The organism is Devosia ginsengisoli, from assembly GCF_007859655.1.
GTDB lineage: Bacteria > Pseudomonadota > Alphaproteobacteria > Rhizobiales > Devosiaceae > Devosia > Devosia ginsengisoli.
This window is the reverse complement of the sequence record NZ_CP042304.1, coordinates 307374-322902: the sequence shown is the minus strand read 5'-3', so window position 1 is coordinate 322902 and position 15529 is coordinate 307374. Positions and strand designations below refer to the sequence as shown.

The following is a 15529-nucleotide window of genomic DNA, read 5'->3' as shown; positions in this document are numbered from 1 at the left end:
GTCTCCTAATAGGCGTTGGGGTTCTTTTCGAGCGACTGGGTGCTCACCGTGCCGCGCATCACGCGGAACACGAAGGCGGTGTAGAGCAGGATGATCGGCAGGAAGAACACGGTCACCAGCAGCATGATGAACAGCGTCAGGTGGCTCGACGAGGCATCCCACAGGGTCAGGCTCGCCTCCGGCACCGTCGAGGATGGCAGCAGGAACGGGAACAGCGACAGGCCCGCCGTGGCGACAATGCCCGTTATGGCCACGCTCGACGCCAGCAAGCTCGCCAGCCGCAACCGCGCCTGCAGCCCGATCACCGCCCCGGCCAACCCGGCAAAACCCAGCACCGGCCCGGCAATCATCCATGGATAGAGCCCGTAATTGGCGAGCCACCCGCCGCGGGTCAGTTCTACGCTCTTGCCCAGCGGATTGATGGCCGCATTGCCGTCGACCGTGCTGGTAATGGCATAGCCGTCGATGCCGAAGGCGATCCACACGCCGGCCAGCGCGAAGAGCAGGATGGTCACGATACCGGCCAGCGAACCATAGGTGCGCGCCCGTTCGGCCAATGGCCCCGTGGTGCGGCCGGCAATGACAGCGGCGCCCTGCGTCCCGATCATGCCCAGGCTCACCAGTCCGCACAGCAGCGCGAAGGGCGTCAGCAGCATGAAGAAGTTGCCGGTATAGAAGGCGCGCATCGTGCCATCGACATGAAAGGGTGCGCCGAGCAGCACATTGCCCACCGCCACCCCGAAGATCAGCGAGGGCACGAAGCCGCCGATGAACAGCACCGTGTCCCAGGTGGCGCGCCAACGGTCATCCTTGATCTTGCTGCGGTATTTGAAGCCGACCGGCCGCAGGATCAGCGCCAGCAGAATCACGATCATGGCGAGGTAGAAGCCGGAAAAACTCACCGCATAAAGCGGCGGGAAGGCTGCGAAGATCACCCCGCCCCCCACGATCAGCCACACCTGGTTGCCCTCCCAGGTGGGTCCGACCACGTTCAGCAGCACACGCCGTTCCGCATCGGTACGGGCGGCGAAGGGCAGCAGCGTCCCCACGCCGAGATCGCGCCCGCCCATGATGGCAAAGCCGATCAGCAACACGCCCAGCAACAACCACCAGATGAGGCGCAGCGTTTCATAGTCCAGCGGAATGGTGCTCATGATCCGAGCTCCTTGTTGGCAGGCGTGGCGGGCAGAGCGGCGACGACGAAGTCCGCGTCATCGCCCTCGTCCTCGGCGAACAGCTTGTCCTGCGGCCCCGCCTTGATGATCTTGACCATCAGCATGATCATGATGACCAGCAGGACCGAGTAAAGCGTCACGAAAAAGCTCAGCGAGATGACCAGGTCCCAGAAGCTAAGGCCCGATGCCGCGTAGAAGGTGGGCAGCACGCCCTCCACCACCCAAGGTTGCCGCCCGAATTCGGCGATGAACCAGCCGCTTTCGATGGCGATCCACGGCAAAGGCAGCAGGAACACGCTGAACCACAGCAGTGGCTTGTTGGTCTCGAGCCATCCGCGCGAGGCGCGATAGAACCACAGCGCGAAGAAGCCGATGAAGAAGAAACCCAGCCCCATCATGATGCGGAAGGTCCAGAACAACGGCCACACGCCGGGCACCGTATCGGCCGCCGCCTGCGCGATCTCGGCGTCGGTCGCATTGCCGACATCCTCGCGATAGCGCTTGAGCAGCAGGCCATAGCCCAGGTCGGCCCAGTGTTCATCGAACGCGGCACGGGCCTCGGCATTGCTGCCATCGGCGCGGATGTCCTGCAGCGCATCATAGGCGACCATGCCCGAGCGAATGCGCGTCTGCGCATGCTCGACCAGTTCATCGATGCCCGGCAGCTCCTCATTGAGCGAGCGGGTGGTGATCAGGCCGCCCACCCAGGGCACCTGGATGGAAAAGCTCGGCGCGCCACCATCGGGTCCGGGAATGGCGAAGATGGTCCACGGCGCCGGGGCCGGCTCGGTGTGATAGCTGGCCTCCATGGCCGCAATCTTCATCTTCTGGTGCTCGGTTGCGATATAACCGCTCTCGTCGCCCAGCACGACCACCGACAAAGCCGAGGCCAGCCCGAAACTGGCGGCGACCACCATGGAGCGCTTGGCCAGTTCCACATGCTTGCCACGCACCAGGAACAGGCAGGAAATGGCGAAGATGAACACCGCGCCGCAGACATAGCCGGCGCTGACCGTATGCACGAACTTGGCCTGGGCCACCGGATTGAACAGCACCGCCACGAAGTCGGTGACTTCCATGCGCATCGTGTCGGGGTTGAATTTCGAGCCGACCGGATTCTGCATCCAGCCATTGGCAATCAGGATCCACAAAGCCGAGAAATTGGCTCCAAGCGCCACCAGCCAGGTCACGGCCAGGTGACCCACCTTGCTCAGCCGGTCCCAGCCAAAGAAGAACAGCCCGATAAAGCTGGCTTCGAGGAAGAAGGCCATCAGCCCCTCGATGGCCAGCGGCGCGCCGAACACGTCGCCCACATAATGGCTGTAATAGCTCCAGTTCATGCCGAACTGGAATTCCATGACCACGCCGGTGGCCACGCCCATGGCGAAGTTGACGCCGAACAAGGTGCCCCAGAACAGGGTCGCCTTGCGCCACACATCGCGACCGGTCATCACATAGACGCTTTCCATGATGGCCATCATCACGGACAGGCCAATGGTCAGCGGCACGAAGATGAAATGATACATGGCGGTGGCCGCGAATTGCCACCGCGAGAGTTCGACAACAGTCATGTCGATCATGGCGGTACTGCCTCTATGCTTGGCAGCGCCCGAGTCGCCGCCGTCACTGCGCACTCTATGCCCCACCAGACTTGCCCATGCCTTGATTCAGATCAAGGGTCTCGGGCGGGCTTGATATAGATTGCCGCAGTAGACCTCATGGTGAGCCCGTCGAACCACGAGGTCGTGCCACTGGATTGCCCATAGTGACCATCGCAGTTCCCACCGCCGCATCGACGCGTGTGACTTCACCCCACCCTCAATCCCTCCCCATCGAGGGGAGGGAGACGCAGGCTGAGCCACCGGTGTTCATCGTCTCCCTCCCCCTTGTGGGGAGGGATCAAGGGTGTGGGTGGTTTGGCCCCGATATCTCGCACATGGCCGCGAGGGAGATGTCGTGACCGAGACCGACCGCCACAACGCCAGGACCCTCTCCAGCCTCCGCCATCACGGCGGCCCCTGGCTCATCCTCGCCATCGCCGCCCCCCTCCTGGCCGGCGCCCTCCTCGTCTGGCAGGCCTGGACACTCGCCGCACTCCTCGGCGGCGCCATCGAAACCGGTATCGCCGTGGATACGCTCACGCCGGGCATCCTGCTCATCCTCGCGCTGCTGCTCGCCCGCGCCGCCCTCGCCGCCATTGGCGACCGGGCCGGCACGGCGGCATCAGAGGCCATCAAGGCCCAGCTCCGCGCCACGCTCTTCTCCCACCTGCTGGCTCGCTCACCCCGCGCTGCCGAACAGCCGCAATCGGGCGCCGCCTCGGCCGCCATTGTCGATCAGGTGGAAGCGCTGGACGGCTTTTTCGCGCATTACCTGCCGGCCATGATCCAGGCCGCCATCCTGCCCATTGCCTTCGGCGCCATCATCCTGCCGCTCGACTGGTTGGCCGGCCTGCTGTTTCTCATCACCGCACCATTGATCCCGGTCTTCATGGCTTTGGCCGGCTGGGGCGCGCAGATCGCCACCGACAGGCAGGCTCGCGCCCTCAGCCTGCTCACCGGCCGCTTCGCCGACCGGCTGCGCGGCATCGTTACGCTCAAGCTGTTCGACCGCGCCGAGGCAGAAACGGCAGGCATCGTCGCCGCCAGTGACGAACTGCGCCGCCGCACCCTGCGCGTGCTGCGCATCGCCTTCCTCTCTTCCGCCGTGCTCGAATTCTTCGCCGCGCTCGGCGTCGCCGGCATCGCGCTCTATGTCGGCCTCACCTTCATCGACTACCTGCAGTTGCGCTCCAGCCCGCTGACGCTGCAACTCGGTCTCTTCCTGCTGCTGATGGCGCCCGAGGTCTACAATCCCCTGCGCCTGCTCGCCGCGCATTACCACGACCGCGCCGCCGCCAAATCCGCCATTGGCGAAATCGAGGCCCAGCTCGGCACGCTGCCCGCAGCGCCCGCCCCCCTCGCCGACATAAAGCCCACGCCGAGCACCGGCCCCGCCGGCCTCACCGCCACCGGCCTCACCCTGCGCACGCCCGACGCCGCCCGCGTCATCCTCGCCGATGCCGATCTCACCATCACGCCCGGCGAACACATCGCCCTGCTCGGCCCCAGCGGCATCGGCAAATCCACCCTGCTCGAGGCCGTGGCCCGGCTCAGGCTCCACGAAGGCGGAATCGCACTGGATCACCGCCCCCTTGCCGATTGGCCGGAGGCGGAATTGCGGGCCCGCGTCACCATGCTGGGCCAGAAGCCGCGCATCTTTGCCGGCTCCATCGCCCACAATATCGCCCTGGCCCGCCCCGGCGCCTCGGCCGGCGATGTCAGGCATGCCGCCGAACGCGCCCATATCGCCCCCTTTGCCGATGCCCTGCCCGATGGTCTCGATACGATTCTGGGCGAAGGCGGCCTCGGCCTCTCCGGCGGGCAGGCGCAGCGCATCGCCCTGGCCCGCATCTATCTGCGCGACGCCGGCCTCATCCTGCTCGATGAGCCCACCGCCCATCTCGATGCCGGACTGGAGCAGGCCGTCCTCGACGACCTCAAATCCTATGCTCGCGGCCGCACTCTCATCATCGCCACCCATTCGCTTGATGTCGCTGCCCGGATGGACCGGGCCTGGCGCATTGCCGGCGAGGCGCTGCTGCCGACGCCCCTGCTCGCCCGCAAGGGAAAGGGCGTCGCATGAAAGCGCTTCTCGCCTTCCGCAGCCTGTTCCTGAGCCAGGCCAAAGGCTTCACCCTGGCGCTGCTGCTCTCGCTGGTGACGCTAGCCGCAGGTATCGCCCTGCTCGGCACGTCCGGCTGGTTCATCACCTCGGCCGCCCTCACCACGGCGGGCCTCGCCTTCAACCTGTTCGTGCCTTCGTCGCTGGTGCGCGGCTTTTCCTTCATCCGCATCCTCGCGCGTTATGGCGAACGCCTGAGCGGCCATGACGCGACGCTCCGCCTGCTGTCCGGCCTGCGCGGATGGCTGTTTGCCCGCCTGTTCCCGCGCCTGCCGCTGGCCGATCGCAGCCTGCGCCATGGCGATCTGGTCAGCCGCCTCACCTCGGATGTCGATGCGCTCGATACCGCCTTCCTCGTCGCCATCGGCCCTATAGCAGCCGCCCTCGTCATCGGCGCGGCCTTGACCGCCGTGCTCGCCTGGCTGCTGCCCGGTGCCGCATGGCTCTACGGCTTCTGCTTCGGCGCCGCCGTGCTGGTGGTTCCGTCAGGGCTGACCCTCCTCAGCCGCGCCGCCGGCAATGCCGTGGTCCGCCGCGCCGCCGATGCCCGCGCCGCCGTGCTCGACGGCATCGAGGGCCATGACGATCTCACCGTCTTCGGCGTGCTCGGCACGGCCCAGGCCGGCTTTGCCACGACCAGCCAGCATCTTGCCGCTGCCCGGGGGCGCCTCTCGACCCTGACCGCGCTTGCCGGCTTCGCCGTGCAGGCCCTCGCGGCGCTGGCGCTGGCCGGTTCGCTCTGGCTCGGCCTGACCGCCTTTGCCGCTGGCGCGGTGGAAGGCCCAGTGCTCGCCGGCCTGCTGCTGGCCATGGCAGGCAGTTTCGAGGCCACCAGCACAATCGTCCGCAGCGTCGGCAAGCTCACGACAGCCATGGCCGCCGCCGAACGCCTCACCACCATCGCCGAAGCCCCACCTGCCGTCCTCGACCCAGCCGTACCCGCTCCCGTTCCGGCCGATACCACCATCGTCCTCGCCGACGTCACCTTCGGCTATGGCGGCCCGCCCGTGCTTGATAGTCTCGACCTCACCGTCACCCCCGGCGAGCACATCGCCATTACCGGCCCCAGCGGCAGCGGCAAATCCAGCCTGCTGACCCTGCTGCTGCGCCTCGCCGATCCGCAAGCCGGCCGCATCACCCTGGGCGGCACCGCCCTGCCCGCCCTGCTGCAGGCCGATATCCATGCCCGCGTGGCCCTACTCAGCCAGCACAGCCCGCTGTTCAACGACACGATCCGCGCCAACCTGTGCGTCGCCCGGGATGCCGATGACGATGCCCTATGGGCGGCCCTTGCCGATGCCGGCATTGCCGACTTCGTCCGCGCTTTGCCCGCCGGCCTCGACACGATGGTGGGTGAAGGCGGCCGCACCGTCTCGGTCGGCCAGGCCCGCCGCCTTTGCCTCGCCCGCGTGCTGCTGTCATCAGCCCAAATCCTGCTGCTGGACGAGCCCACCGCAGCGCTGGATCGCCCGGCGGAAGTGGCCTTTTTCGAAACCCTGCATCAGGCCGCGCAGGGCCGGACAGTGATCGTCGTCACCCACGCCACCATTCCTGATGGCACCGTGAACCGCGTGCTGACGCTGCGGAATGGGATGCTGGCTTAGCTCCACAGCAGCGCCACCACACCCACCGCACGTCACCCTCGGGCTTGACCCGAGGGCTCTGCACTTACTGAACGCTCGGCAAGTATAGAGCCCTCGGGTCAAGCCCGAGGGTGACGGCCGGAGTATGGGGGAGCTTGCAGCCCCTACCCGCACCTTACCCGTAACCGCGCCACGTCCGGCACCGAGACATGCCGATAATTCTCGATCTCGATCACCCCATCGGCCTTGAGCTTGCTGATCTGCCGGCTCACCGTCTCGATGGTCAGCCCGAGGAAGTCCCCGATATCGGCGCGACTCAGCGGCAGGTCGAAACTGGTCACCTCTTCCTGCGTTGGGTCGATATGACTCGCGATCAGATAGAGAAAACTCGCCACTTTCTCGGCGGCGGTCTTGCGGCCCAAAGTCACCATCCAGTCGCGCGCCTCATCGAGCTCACGCAGGGTCTGCAGCATGATGCGATGCTCCAGCGCCGGGTTTTCGCGCACCAGCGCCTCCAGCGCCGGCTTGGGCACCATGCACAATTCCACATCCGAAGCCGCCTCCGCCGTGACCCGGCTTTCGCTGGCAAACAGGCGCCCGAGCAGGTCCGGCGCAAATTGCAGCCCCACCACCTGCTGCCGCCCATCCTCCAGCACCTTGGACAGCTTCACCACCCCGCTCAGCACATTGCCGTAGCTGATGATCGGCTCGGCATCGGCCAGCAATTCCTGGCCGGCCGCATGGTGCACGCGCCGCGTATGCCGCGCCAAAGCCAGCAATTGCTCAGATGTCAGCGCACCGCAAATCCCCTGATGGCGGGATTCGCAGCTCTGGCAGAGCACGGGAAGATCGGAATTGTGGATGTCGTTACGGACGGGCTGCATGGCATGTCGTCTCCTGACCGCCCCGATATAGGCCTGCCCCGCCAGGGCTTTAAGCTGCGCCAAGGTCGCAGCGCCAACCTGCCGCATGCGTCAAAATTGCTCGATTTCAGGTCTCTGGCCGCGCCGCATACGCGATCCTCTCCCTCCCCCTTGTGGGGAGGGTGGCCCCGAAGGGGTCGGGTGGGGGCTCCTTCCGCAAACCCTGTGTGCGCGGCTCACCCCCACCCTCGATCCCTCCCCACAAGGGGGAGGGAGACGACTGCGGCATCGAAGCCAAAACAATCACCCAAACGGCCCCTTGACCTTCCCATGATTGGAACCTTTATATAGCTGAGGACGAGGTGAAACATCATGAACGAACACGTCCATACCAAGCCACTTTCCATCGACATTACCGGCATGACCTGCGCCTCCTGCGTGGCGCGGGTCGAGAAGTCATTGCTCAAGGTGCCCGGCGTCACATCGGCGTCAGTCAACCTGGCCACCGAACGCGCCACCGTGCATGGCGGCGATAGCGAAGCCGTGCTCAAGGCGGTCGAAAAGGCCGGCTACAAGGGCAGCGAGACGCCCGAAATGCACCATCACGACCATTCCGGCCACCAGCACCACGACGAGGACGCCGCCGTGCTGCGCCGCGACGTGCTGATCGCAGGCATTCTCACCCTGCCGCTTTTTGTGCTCGAAATGGGCGGCCATCTCTACATGCCCTTCCACATGTGGATCATGTCCGTCGTGTCGATGGATGTGCTGTGGGTGGCCTATTTCATCGCCGCCACCATCGTGCTGTTCGTGCCCGGCTGGCGCTTCTTCAAGATCGGCATTCCGGCCCTGCTGCGCGGTGCGCCGGAGATGAATTCGCTCGTCGCCCTCGGCTCGGGCGCGGCCTATCTCTATTCCGTCGTCGCCACCTTCGCGCCGCAACTGCTGCCCGAGGGCACGCGCTATATCTATTATGAAGCCGCCGCCGTCATCGTCACGCTGATCCTGGTCGGCCGCTGGCTCGAGGCCCTGGCCAAGGGCCGTACTGGCGAGGCCATCCAGCGGCTGGTGCGCGAGCAGGCCAAGACGGCCCGCGTGCAGCGCGACGGCAAGGCGGTGGAACTGCCCATCGAACAGGTCGTGGCCGGCGATATCATCCTGGTCCGCCCCGGCGAGAAGATCGCCGTCGATGGCGAAATCACCGAGGGCGCCAGCCATATCGATGAATCCATGATCTCGGGCGAACCCCTGCCCGTCTCCAAGACTGTCGGAGCCTCCGTCATCGGCGGCACGCTCAACACGTCGGGCAGCTTCAGCTTCCGCGCCACCAAGGTGGGCGGCGACACGATGCTGGCGCAGATCATCCGCATGGTCGAGGAAGCCCAGGGCGGCAAGCTGCCGATCCAGGGCGTGGTCGACAGGATCACACTGTGGTTCGTGCCGGCTGTCATCGCTCTGGCCATTGCCACTTTTGCGGTCTGGGCCATCTGGGGGCCGGAGCCGGCGTCCATATTCGGCATGGTCAATGCCGTGGCCGTGCTGATCATCGCCTGCCCCTGTGCCATGGGCCTGGCCGTACCGACCTCGATCATGGTCGGCACCGGCCGCGCCGCCGAGCTGGGCGTGCTGTTCCGCAAGAGCGAAGCCCTGCAGCAGTTGCGCGACGCCAAGGTCGTGGCCTTCGACAAGACGGGCACGCTGACTGAAGGCAAGCCGGCCCTCACCGACCTCGTGCTGGCCGATGGCTTCGCGCATGACGACGTGCTGGCTCTGGTGGCTGCGGTGGAAGCAAAGTCCGAACACCCGATCGCGTCGGCCATCGTCGCAGCGGCCGAACAAGCCGGCCTCAGCCTCGGCGCGGTTACCGACTTCCAGTCCCATGCCGGCAATGGCGTCTCCGCCAGCGTCGATGGGCGCTCGGTCTCGATCGGCTCGCAGCGCCATCTCGGCCAGCTCGATTTCTCCGGCTTTGCCGCTGATATCGACCGGCTCGCCAATGAGGGCAAGACCCCGGTCTTTGCCGCCATTGACGGCAAGCTGGCCGCCGCGATCGTCGTCGCCGACACGATCAAGCCGTCCAGCAAGGCGGTCATCGATGCCTTGCATGCCATAGGCCTCAAGACGGCAATGATCTCCGGCGACAACCAGCGCACGGCCCAGGCCATTGCCCGCCGGCTCGGCATAGACGAAGTCCGCGCCGAAGTGCTGCCGGCCGACAAGGTGGCCACGCTCAAGGCGCTGCGCCAGTTCGGCCCGGTCGCCTATGTCGGCGACGGCATCAACGACGCCCCGGCCCTCGCCGAAGCCGATATCGGCATTGCCGTCGGCACCGGCACCGATGCGGCCATCGAAAGCGCCGACGTGGTCCTCTTGGGTGGCGACCTCAAGGGCGTGCTCAACGCGCTCACGGTGAGCCGCGCCACGATGAAGAACATCTGGGAAAACCTGTTCTGGGCCTTCGGCTACAATGTGCTGCTGATCCCGGTGGCGGCAGGCGTGCTGTTCCCGGCCTTCGGCATCCTGCTCAACCCGATGATCGGCGCCGGCGCCATGGCGCTCAGCTCGGTCTTCGTGGTGGGCAATGCGCAACGCCTGCGTATGGTGAAAGGAGTGAATGCATGAATATCGGCGAAGCCTCCAGCGCTACCGGGGTCTCGGCCAAGATGATCCGCTACTACGAATCCATCGGCCTGATCCGCGCGCCCCTGCGCACCGGCAGCAACTATCGCGTCTATGGCGAGGATGAGGTCCACGTCCTCCGCTTCGTCAAGCGCGCCCGGACTTTGGGCTTCTCGGTCGAGGAAACCTCCACCCTGCTCGGCCTCTGGCAGGACAAGACCCGCGCAAGCGCCGAGGTCAAGGATGTGGCGACCAGCCACATCACGGCGCTCGAAACCAAGATTGCCGAACTGCAGGGGATGGTCAAAACCCTCAAGCACCTGGCCCATTGCTGCGGCGGCGACAACCGCCCCGACTGCCCCATACTCGACGACCTTGCCGGCGAGCATCCTACAACCAAAGGACACTGAATATGAGCGACAAGACCATTCTCACCGTCAACGACATGACCTGCGGCCACTGCGTCGGCACCGTGCGCAAGGCCCTGCAAGACGCCCTGCCCGGCGCCGATATCTCGGTCGACCTGACCACCCACAAGGTGGAATTCACCGGCGACCGCGCCACCGGCGAAGCCGCCATCCGCGAAGCGGGGTATACGCCGGAAGCAGCGTAGGTCCTTCTCCCCACGTCCACCAGCCCCACCCTCCCCCTTGTGGGGCTTCGAGCCGTCCCGTAGGGCAAATCGCTCCGGTGGAGCGATTTGAGGTGAGAAGGCCATGAGGGCTACGCCCGAATGGCTGGAAGCGAGATAGGACTTAGCGTCAGCTAAGTCCGTTGAATCGAGCAGGGTGGGGGTGTCGAGCTATCCGCGAACGAGATGTGTGCGGATAGCGCGACACCCCCACCCTCGATCCCTCCCCACAAGGGGGAGGGAAGGTCGACTGAAAGCCCTGCTCAATACCCCTTCTTCGCCAACCATTCCTTCATCCAGGCGATCTCTTCTTCCTGCGCAGCAATAACCCCCTCGGCCAGCGCCTTCACTTCCGGATCGGTACCGTGCTCCAGCACCACGCGCGCCATGTCCACGGCGCCCTGGTGGTGCGGGATCATGCCGAGGATGAAATCCACATCCGCGTCGCCGGTATAGGCAATGTCCATGTCGGCATGCATGCGGCTATTGGCTTCCTTATAGGCCGTGGTCGCGGCGCTGTCGGCCGCTGCCGCCATGGCGCCGTGGCCGGAATGGTCCTGCGCCAGGGCAGGCGTCGCCAGGCCGGCAATCACGACCGCGGCAATCATCAGAACTTTCATCACTCGTCTCCTCTGGTTCGATGCCCCTCCCTGCCGGATTGCCCAATGGGAAGGTCAAGCGCATTGACACCAAAGCCCCACAGTTGTTACTTAATATCATGCTTAACCAACAGCCCAATCTTGATCTCATGTTCCAGGCGCTGGCCGATCCGACGCGCCGCGCCATGATCGATCGCCTCAGCCGCGGCCCGGCTTCGGTCAGCGAACTGGCCAAGCCCTTCGCCATGTCGCTGCCCGCAGTGGTGCAGCATTTGCAGGCGCTGGAAAATTCGGGCCTGGTCACCTCGCAGAAGGTCGGCCGCGTCCGCACCGTGCAGATCCAGCCCGATACCCTCAGCCTGGCCGAACAATGGATCAACGACCGCCGCACCGCCTGGTCGCGGCGGCTCGACCGCCTTGGCGACTTCCTCGCCGAAACCGCAGATGAGCCCGAGCCCCGTTCATGACCCAGCGCACCGTCACTCACGCCAGCTTCACCCTGGAGCGCCGCTACAAGGCCACGCCGGCCCGCGTCTACCGGGCATTGTCCGATCCGGCCACCAAGCAGAAATGGTTCACCCCGCCCGAGGCCTGGAACAAGGATGTTCACGCCATGGATTTCCGCATCGGCGGCATCGAGACCAGCGTCGGCGGTCCGGTCGGCGGTGCGGTGCACAGTTTCAAGGCGATCTATCAGGACATCGTGCCCGATGAACGCATCGTCTACACCTATGACATGCACCTGGACGATACGCGCATCTCGGTGTCGCTCGCCACGTTCGAGCTGGTCCCCGATGGCGACCACACGCTGCTCAAGCTGACCGAAATGGGCGCCTATCTCGACGGCTTCGAAGACGGCAACGCCATCCGCAAGGAAGGCACCGCCATCTTGCTCGACAATCTGGGCCGGTTTCTGGACCGCGAAGGCGCGAATTGAGGGGATACCCCCTCCCAATCTCCCCCTGATAGGGGGAGGAACAGATCGAGCTTGTGGCACTATCTAGCCAAACCCACCGGTCGGATTCCTCCCCCTATCAGGGGGAGGCTAGGAGGGGGTATCCCCTTACTTTACAGCCTTCAGCCGCGCCAATATCTCATCAAACTTCACCATGCTCGCATTGGCGCCCCATTCCATCCCGGTCGCCACGATGGCATCACGCGACTCGATAGAGTCCACATTGCTGACCGAGCGGTAATAGGTCTTGCCGTCGCGCTCCTCGAAGCGGTGCTCCTCGTAGAATTGCTGATCTTCCTCGAACTGGCCTTCCACCACGAAAGTGTTGCGGATCAGCGTCTTCGGCTCGACCGCCAGATAGGTGCCGAAAAACACGATTTCCGAGCCGTCGCTCATGGTCGAGATCACCCGCCACTTGCCGCCGGTCCGCACGTCATATTCGACGACCGCATTGTCCTCACGCGGCCCGAACCAATAGGCCACATGCTCCTTTTCGGTCCACACCTTCCAGACCAGCGCCAGCGGCGCGTCGAACGTGCGCGACATGATGATGAGAGGTTCGGTGGCAGGCAGTTCGGTCTTGAACGGGTTGGGGAAAGTCTGGGCGTTCATGGGAAATCTCCTCAGTTCTTGCTGTCGGTTTCAGGGGTTTGCAGTTTCTTGAGATAGGCATCGAGCTGATCGAGGTTCTGTTCCCAGAACTTGCGATAGAACTCGACCAGGCCGGCGACATCGCGCATCGGTGCCGCCTCCAGTTTGCAGGGGCGCCATTGCGCCTGCCTGCCACGGCTGACGAGCCCCGCCCCTTCCAGCACCTTGATATGCTTGGAAACGGCGGCCAGCGTCATGTCGAAGGGTTCGGCCAGTTCGTTGACGCTTGCCTCTCCCAGCGCCAGCCGGGCCAGAATGGCGCGTCGGGTCGGGTCGGCAAGGGCAGCGAGCGTGGTGCTCAGTGGGTCGGTCATTTCATTCAACCGTTTTGTATAATACTAATTGGTTGAATACTGCCGATCACTCCGCTTGTCAACACCCCCTGCCTCAGGGCAAGGAAGCGGATATGAAAACCATCCTCATCGTGGGCATCGGCAGCGGCAATCCCGAGCATCTGACCATGCAGGCCATCAACGCGCTCAACCGCGCCGATGTGCTGTTCATCCCCGACAAGGGCGCTGATAAAGCCGACCTGGCCGCGCTGCGCCGCGATATCGTTGCCCGCTACGTCACCAATCGGGCGAGCCGCATGGTGCCCTACAGCGTGCCCCGCCGCGACGCCGCCAATCCCGATTACGGCGCCGGCGTCGATGCCTGGCACGCCGCGCTCGCCGAGATTTTCCGTAGCCTGCTCGCCGAAGTCCCCGACAATGGCGCCGGCGCTTTCCTGGTCTGGGGCGATCCAGGCCTTTACGATTCCACCATCCGCATCGTCGAGCGCCTGCGCGCCGACCACGCCGTCGAAATCATCCCCGGCATATCGGCCATCCAGGCCCTCACCGCGGCCCACGGCATCGCGCTGAACCGCATTGGCGAACCCGTCCACATCACCACCGGCCGCAAGCTGGGCGCCGTGACCGACGACACAATCGTCATGCTCGACGGCCAGACCGCCTTCCTCAATGCCGATCCCAACCTCGACATCTTCTGGGGCGCCTATCTCGGCACCCCCGACGAAATCACCGTCGCCGGCCGCCTGGGCGATGTGCGCGACAAGATCGTCGCCACCCGCAAAGCCGCACGGGAACAGCACGGCTGGATCATGGACACCTACCTGCTGCGCAAACGAGACTAGGAGTGGAGCCCCCCTCGCCCCTTGCGGGAGAGGGTGCAATTTCTTCGTCCAGAAGAAATTGCGGGTGAGGGGTCCTGCGCCATCCCATGCTTCACGGCTTGTGGAACCAACCCCTCATCCGCCCTTCGGGCACCTTCTCCCGCAAGGGGAGAAGGGTGATTTGTTGGGTGGGCACCATATCGCCCTACACACCGGCCCCACCCTCCCCCTTGAGGGGAGGGAAGCGAGATAGGACTTAGCTTCAGCTAAGTCCGTTGAATCGAGCAGGAAGGGGGTGCCGAACCCTCCACGAACTCAATGCCGGCGCCACCCGCCGACACCCCCTCCCTAGCTCTGCCAAGGCCCTGCGGGCCAGGCGTCGCTACCCTCCCCTCAAGGGGGAGGGTGAGATCTGTGACTCCCCATTTCCCCACTCGTCCCAATCCGCTAGAACCACCCAATGGCCCTCATCCTCCCCATCGCAGCAAGCCGCCGCGGCGCCTGTCCGTCGCTCGACGCGCCGATGCAGACCGGCGATGGCCTGCTCGCCCGCCTGCGCATCAGAGGCGGTCGCCTCACCCCCGCCCAACTCACCCGCATCGCCGCCCTCGCTGCCGAACACGGCAATGGCCTGGTCGAAATCACCGCCCGCGGCAATCTCCAGGTCCGCGGCCTCACCCCCGCCTCCGCCGCCCCCTTTGCCCGCGCCATCGAGGCTGTCGTCACCATCGAACGCGGCCTCGTCGTCGAAACCCCGCCTTTGGCCGGCGACGACCCCACCGAGATCGACGACCCGCGTCCCCTCGCCGCCTCCATCCGCGCTGCGGCCACGCTGCTCTCGGCCCGGCTCGGCCCCAAGGTCACTGTCATCGTCGATGGCAATGGCAAGCTGAACCTCTCCCCGCTCAAGGCCGATATTCGCCTCGCCGCCATCGGCTCGGGCCAATGGGCCTGTTCGGTCGGCGGGCGGAGCGACGTGATCCTGCGCAATGACGCGCTGATGATCACGCTGCGCCACCTGCGCCAGATTGCCGATCTGGGCCTCGCCGCCCGCGCCACCGACCTGCCCGGCGCCGCCGCCAAGCCCCACCGCGCCCAATCCATCTCGCCCATCGGCACCCTCGCTCTCCGCGACCAGACCGCGACCGGCATCGCCCTGCCCTTCGGCAGCAGCGACCATGCTGCGCTCGCCGCCCTGGCCGAAGCCGCCACGCGCCACGGCATCACCGAATTCCGCCTCGCCCCGCATCACGCTTTGCTCGCCATAGGCGCGCCGCCGGCTTTCGTAGCAGAAGCCGCCGCCCTCGGCTTCGTCACTGCCCCCGACGATAACCGCACCCGCATCAGCGCCTGCATCGGCTCGGATGGCTGCGCCTCCGGCCACATTCCCGCCCGCGCCGTGGCCGCGCAATTGGCGCCCCATCTCGCCCCCGATACGACCCTCCACGTCTCCGGCTGCGTCAAGGGCTGCGCCCATCCGCGCCGCGCCGATGTGACGCTGGTGGGCAGTGCGGACGGCTATGGCCTTGTCATCGCGGGCATGGCGGGCGATACGCCACAGGCGCTATTGCATGCGGACCAGCTCGAGTCCGCCCTTGCGCACCGCCAGGGATGAC

15 protein-coding genes are annotated in these 15529 nt (G+C 65.5%); 9 read left to right on the top strand and 6 right to left on the bottom strand.

Annotated elements, in window-relative coordinates; translation table 11 throughout:
- Positions 1 to 5 precede the first annotated feature (5 nt).
- Together cydB and FPZ08_RS01665 are read right to left on the bottom strand one after the other, a co-directional pair.
- Positions 6 to 1154, bottom strand: a complete 1149-nt coding sequence (gene cydB / locus FPZ08_RS01670; protein WP_146288380.1) for a cytochrome d ubiquinol oxidase subunit II — start codon at positions 1152 to 1154, stop codon at positions 6 to 8.
- Positions 1151 to 2755, bottom strand: a complete 1605-nt coding sequence (locus FPZ08_RS01665) for a cytochrome ubiquinol oxidase subunit I (protein WP_146288379.1) — start codon at positions 2753 to 2755, stop codon at positions 1151 to 1153. Before FPZ08_RS01665 ends, cydB begins: the two co-directional genes overlap by 4 nt.
- 376 nt (positions 2756 to 3131) lie before the next feature.
- On the opposite strand from FPZ08_RS01665, the gene cydD reads away from it, so the two are divergent.
- Together cydD and cydC are read left to right on the top strand one after the other, a co-directional pair.
- On the top strand, positions 3132 to 4859 hold the full coding sequence (cydD, locus tag FPZ08_RS01660) for a thiol reductant ABC exporter subunit CydD (protein WP_146288378.1): 1728 nt from the start codon (positions 3132 to 3134) through the stop codon (positions 4857 to 4859).
- Positions 4856 to 6502 (top strand): thiol reductant ABC exporter subunit CydC, encoded by a 1647-nt coding sequence (cydC, locus tag FPZ08_RS01655; RefSeq protein WP_146288377.1) that lies wholly within the window; start codon positions 4856 to 4858, stop codon positions 6500 to 6502. Before cydD ends, cydC begins: the two co-directional genes overlap by 4 nt.
- 143 nt (positions 6503 to 6645) lie before the next feature.
- Here cydC and FPZ08_RS01650 read toward each other — a convergent pair whose 3' ends face one another.
- Positions 6646 to 7365: a Crp/Fnr family transcriptional regulator gene (locus FPZ08_RS01650; RefSeq protein WP_146292858.1), complete on the bottom strand. Its 720-nt coding sequence runs from the start codon at positions 7363 to 7365 to the stop codon at positions 6646 to 6648.
- A gap of 351 nt (positions 7366 to 7716) precedes the next feature.
- Between FPZ08_RS01650 and FPZ08_RS01645 the strand changes: the two genes are divergently transcribed.
- The 3 genes from FPZ08_RS01645 to FPZ08_RS01635 are packed head-to-tail and all read left to right on the top strand — an operon-like array spanning position 7717 to position 10576.
- On the top strand, positions 7717 to 9966 hold the full coding sequence (locus FPZ08_RS01645) for a heavy metal translocating P-type ATPase (protein WP_146288376.1): 2250 nt from the start codon (positions 7717 to 7719) through the stop codon (positions 9964 to 9966).
- Entirely contained in the window at positions 9963 to 10373 is a 411-nt protein-coding gene (gene cueR / locus FPZ08_RS01640) for a Cu(I)-responsive transcriptional regulator (RefSeq protein ID WP_146288375.1), read from the top strand. Before FPZ08_RS01645 ends, cueR begins: the two co-directional genes overlap by 4 nt.
- Positions 10374 to 10375: 2 nt before the next feature.
- Complete coding sequence (locus tag FPZ08_RS01635; protein ID WP_146288374.1) at positions 10376 to 10576, top strand: heavy-metal-associated domain-containing protein; 201 nt, start codon at positions 10376 to 10378, stop codon at positions 10574 to 10576.
- A 281-nt stretch (positions 10577 to 10857) separates the two neighbouring features.
- On the opposite strand, the gene copM is transcribed toward FPZ08_RS01635, so the two are convergent.
- Entirely contained in the window at positions 10858 to 11214 is a 357-nt protein-coding gene (copM, locus tag FPZ08_RS01630) for a CopM family metallochaperone (RefSeq protein ID WP_146288373.1), read from the bottom strand.
- Positions 11215 to 11312: 98 nt separating this feature from the next.
- Between copM and FPZ08_RS01625 the strand changes: the two genes are divergently transcribed.
- Both FPZ08_RS01625 and FPZ08_RS01620 read left to right on the top strand, forming a co-directional pair.
- Entirely contained in the window at positions 11313 to 11660 is a 348-nt protein-coding gene (locus FPZ08_RS01625) for an ArsR/SmtB family transcription factor (RefSeq protein ID WP_146288372.1), read from the top strand.
- On the top strand, positions 11657 to 12130 hold the full coding sequence (locus FPZ08_RS01620) for an SRPBCC family protein (RefSeq protein ID WP_146288371.1): 474 nt from the start codon (positions 11657 to 11659) through the stop codon (positions 12128 to 12130). Before FPZ08_RS01625 ends, FPZ08_RS01620 begins: the two co-directional genes overlap by 4 nt.
- A 126-nt stretch (positions 12131 to 12256) precedes the next feature.
- Here the strand turns inward: FPZ08_RS01620 and FPZ08_RS01615 are convergent, their stop codons facing one another.
- Entirely contained in the window at positions 12257 to 12760 is a 504-nt protein-coding gene (locus tag FPZ08_RS01615) for an SRPBCC domain-containing protein (protein WP_146288370.1), read from the bottom strand.
- A gap of 11 nt (positions 12761 to 12771) precedes the next feature.
- Positions 12772 to 13113 carry an ArsR/SmtB family transcription factor gene (locus FPZ08_RS01610; protein ID WP_146288369.1) on the bottom strand — a complete coding sequence of 114 codons (342 nt, stop codon included), beginning with the start codon at positions 13111 to 13113 and terminating at the stop codon, positions 12772 to 12774.
- A 92-nt stretch (positions 13114 to 13205) separates the two neighbouring features.
- Between FPZ08_RS01610 and cobF the strand changes: the two genes are divergently transcribed.
- Both cobF and cobG read left to right on the top strand, forming a co-directional pair.
- Positions 13206 to 13934: a precorrin-6A synthase (deacetylating) gene (gene cobF / locus FPZ08_RS01605; RefSeq protein WP_146288368.1), complete on the top strand. Its 729-nt coding sequence runs from the start codon at positions 13206 to 13208 to the stop codon at positions 13932 to 13934.
- A gap of 439 nt (positions 13935 to 14373) precedes the next feature.
- Complete coding sequence (gene cobG / locus FPZ08_RS01600; RefSeq protein ID WP_146288367.1) at positions 14374 to 15528, top strand: precorrin-3B synthase; 1155 nt, start codon at positions 14374 to 14376, stop codon at positions 15526 to 15528.
- Position 15529 lies beyond the last annotated feature (1 nt).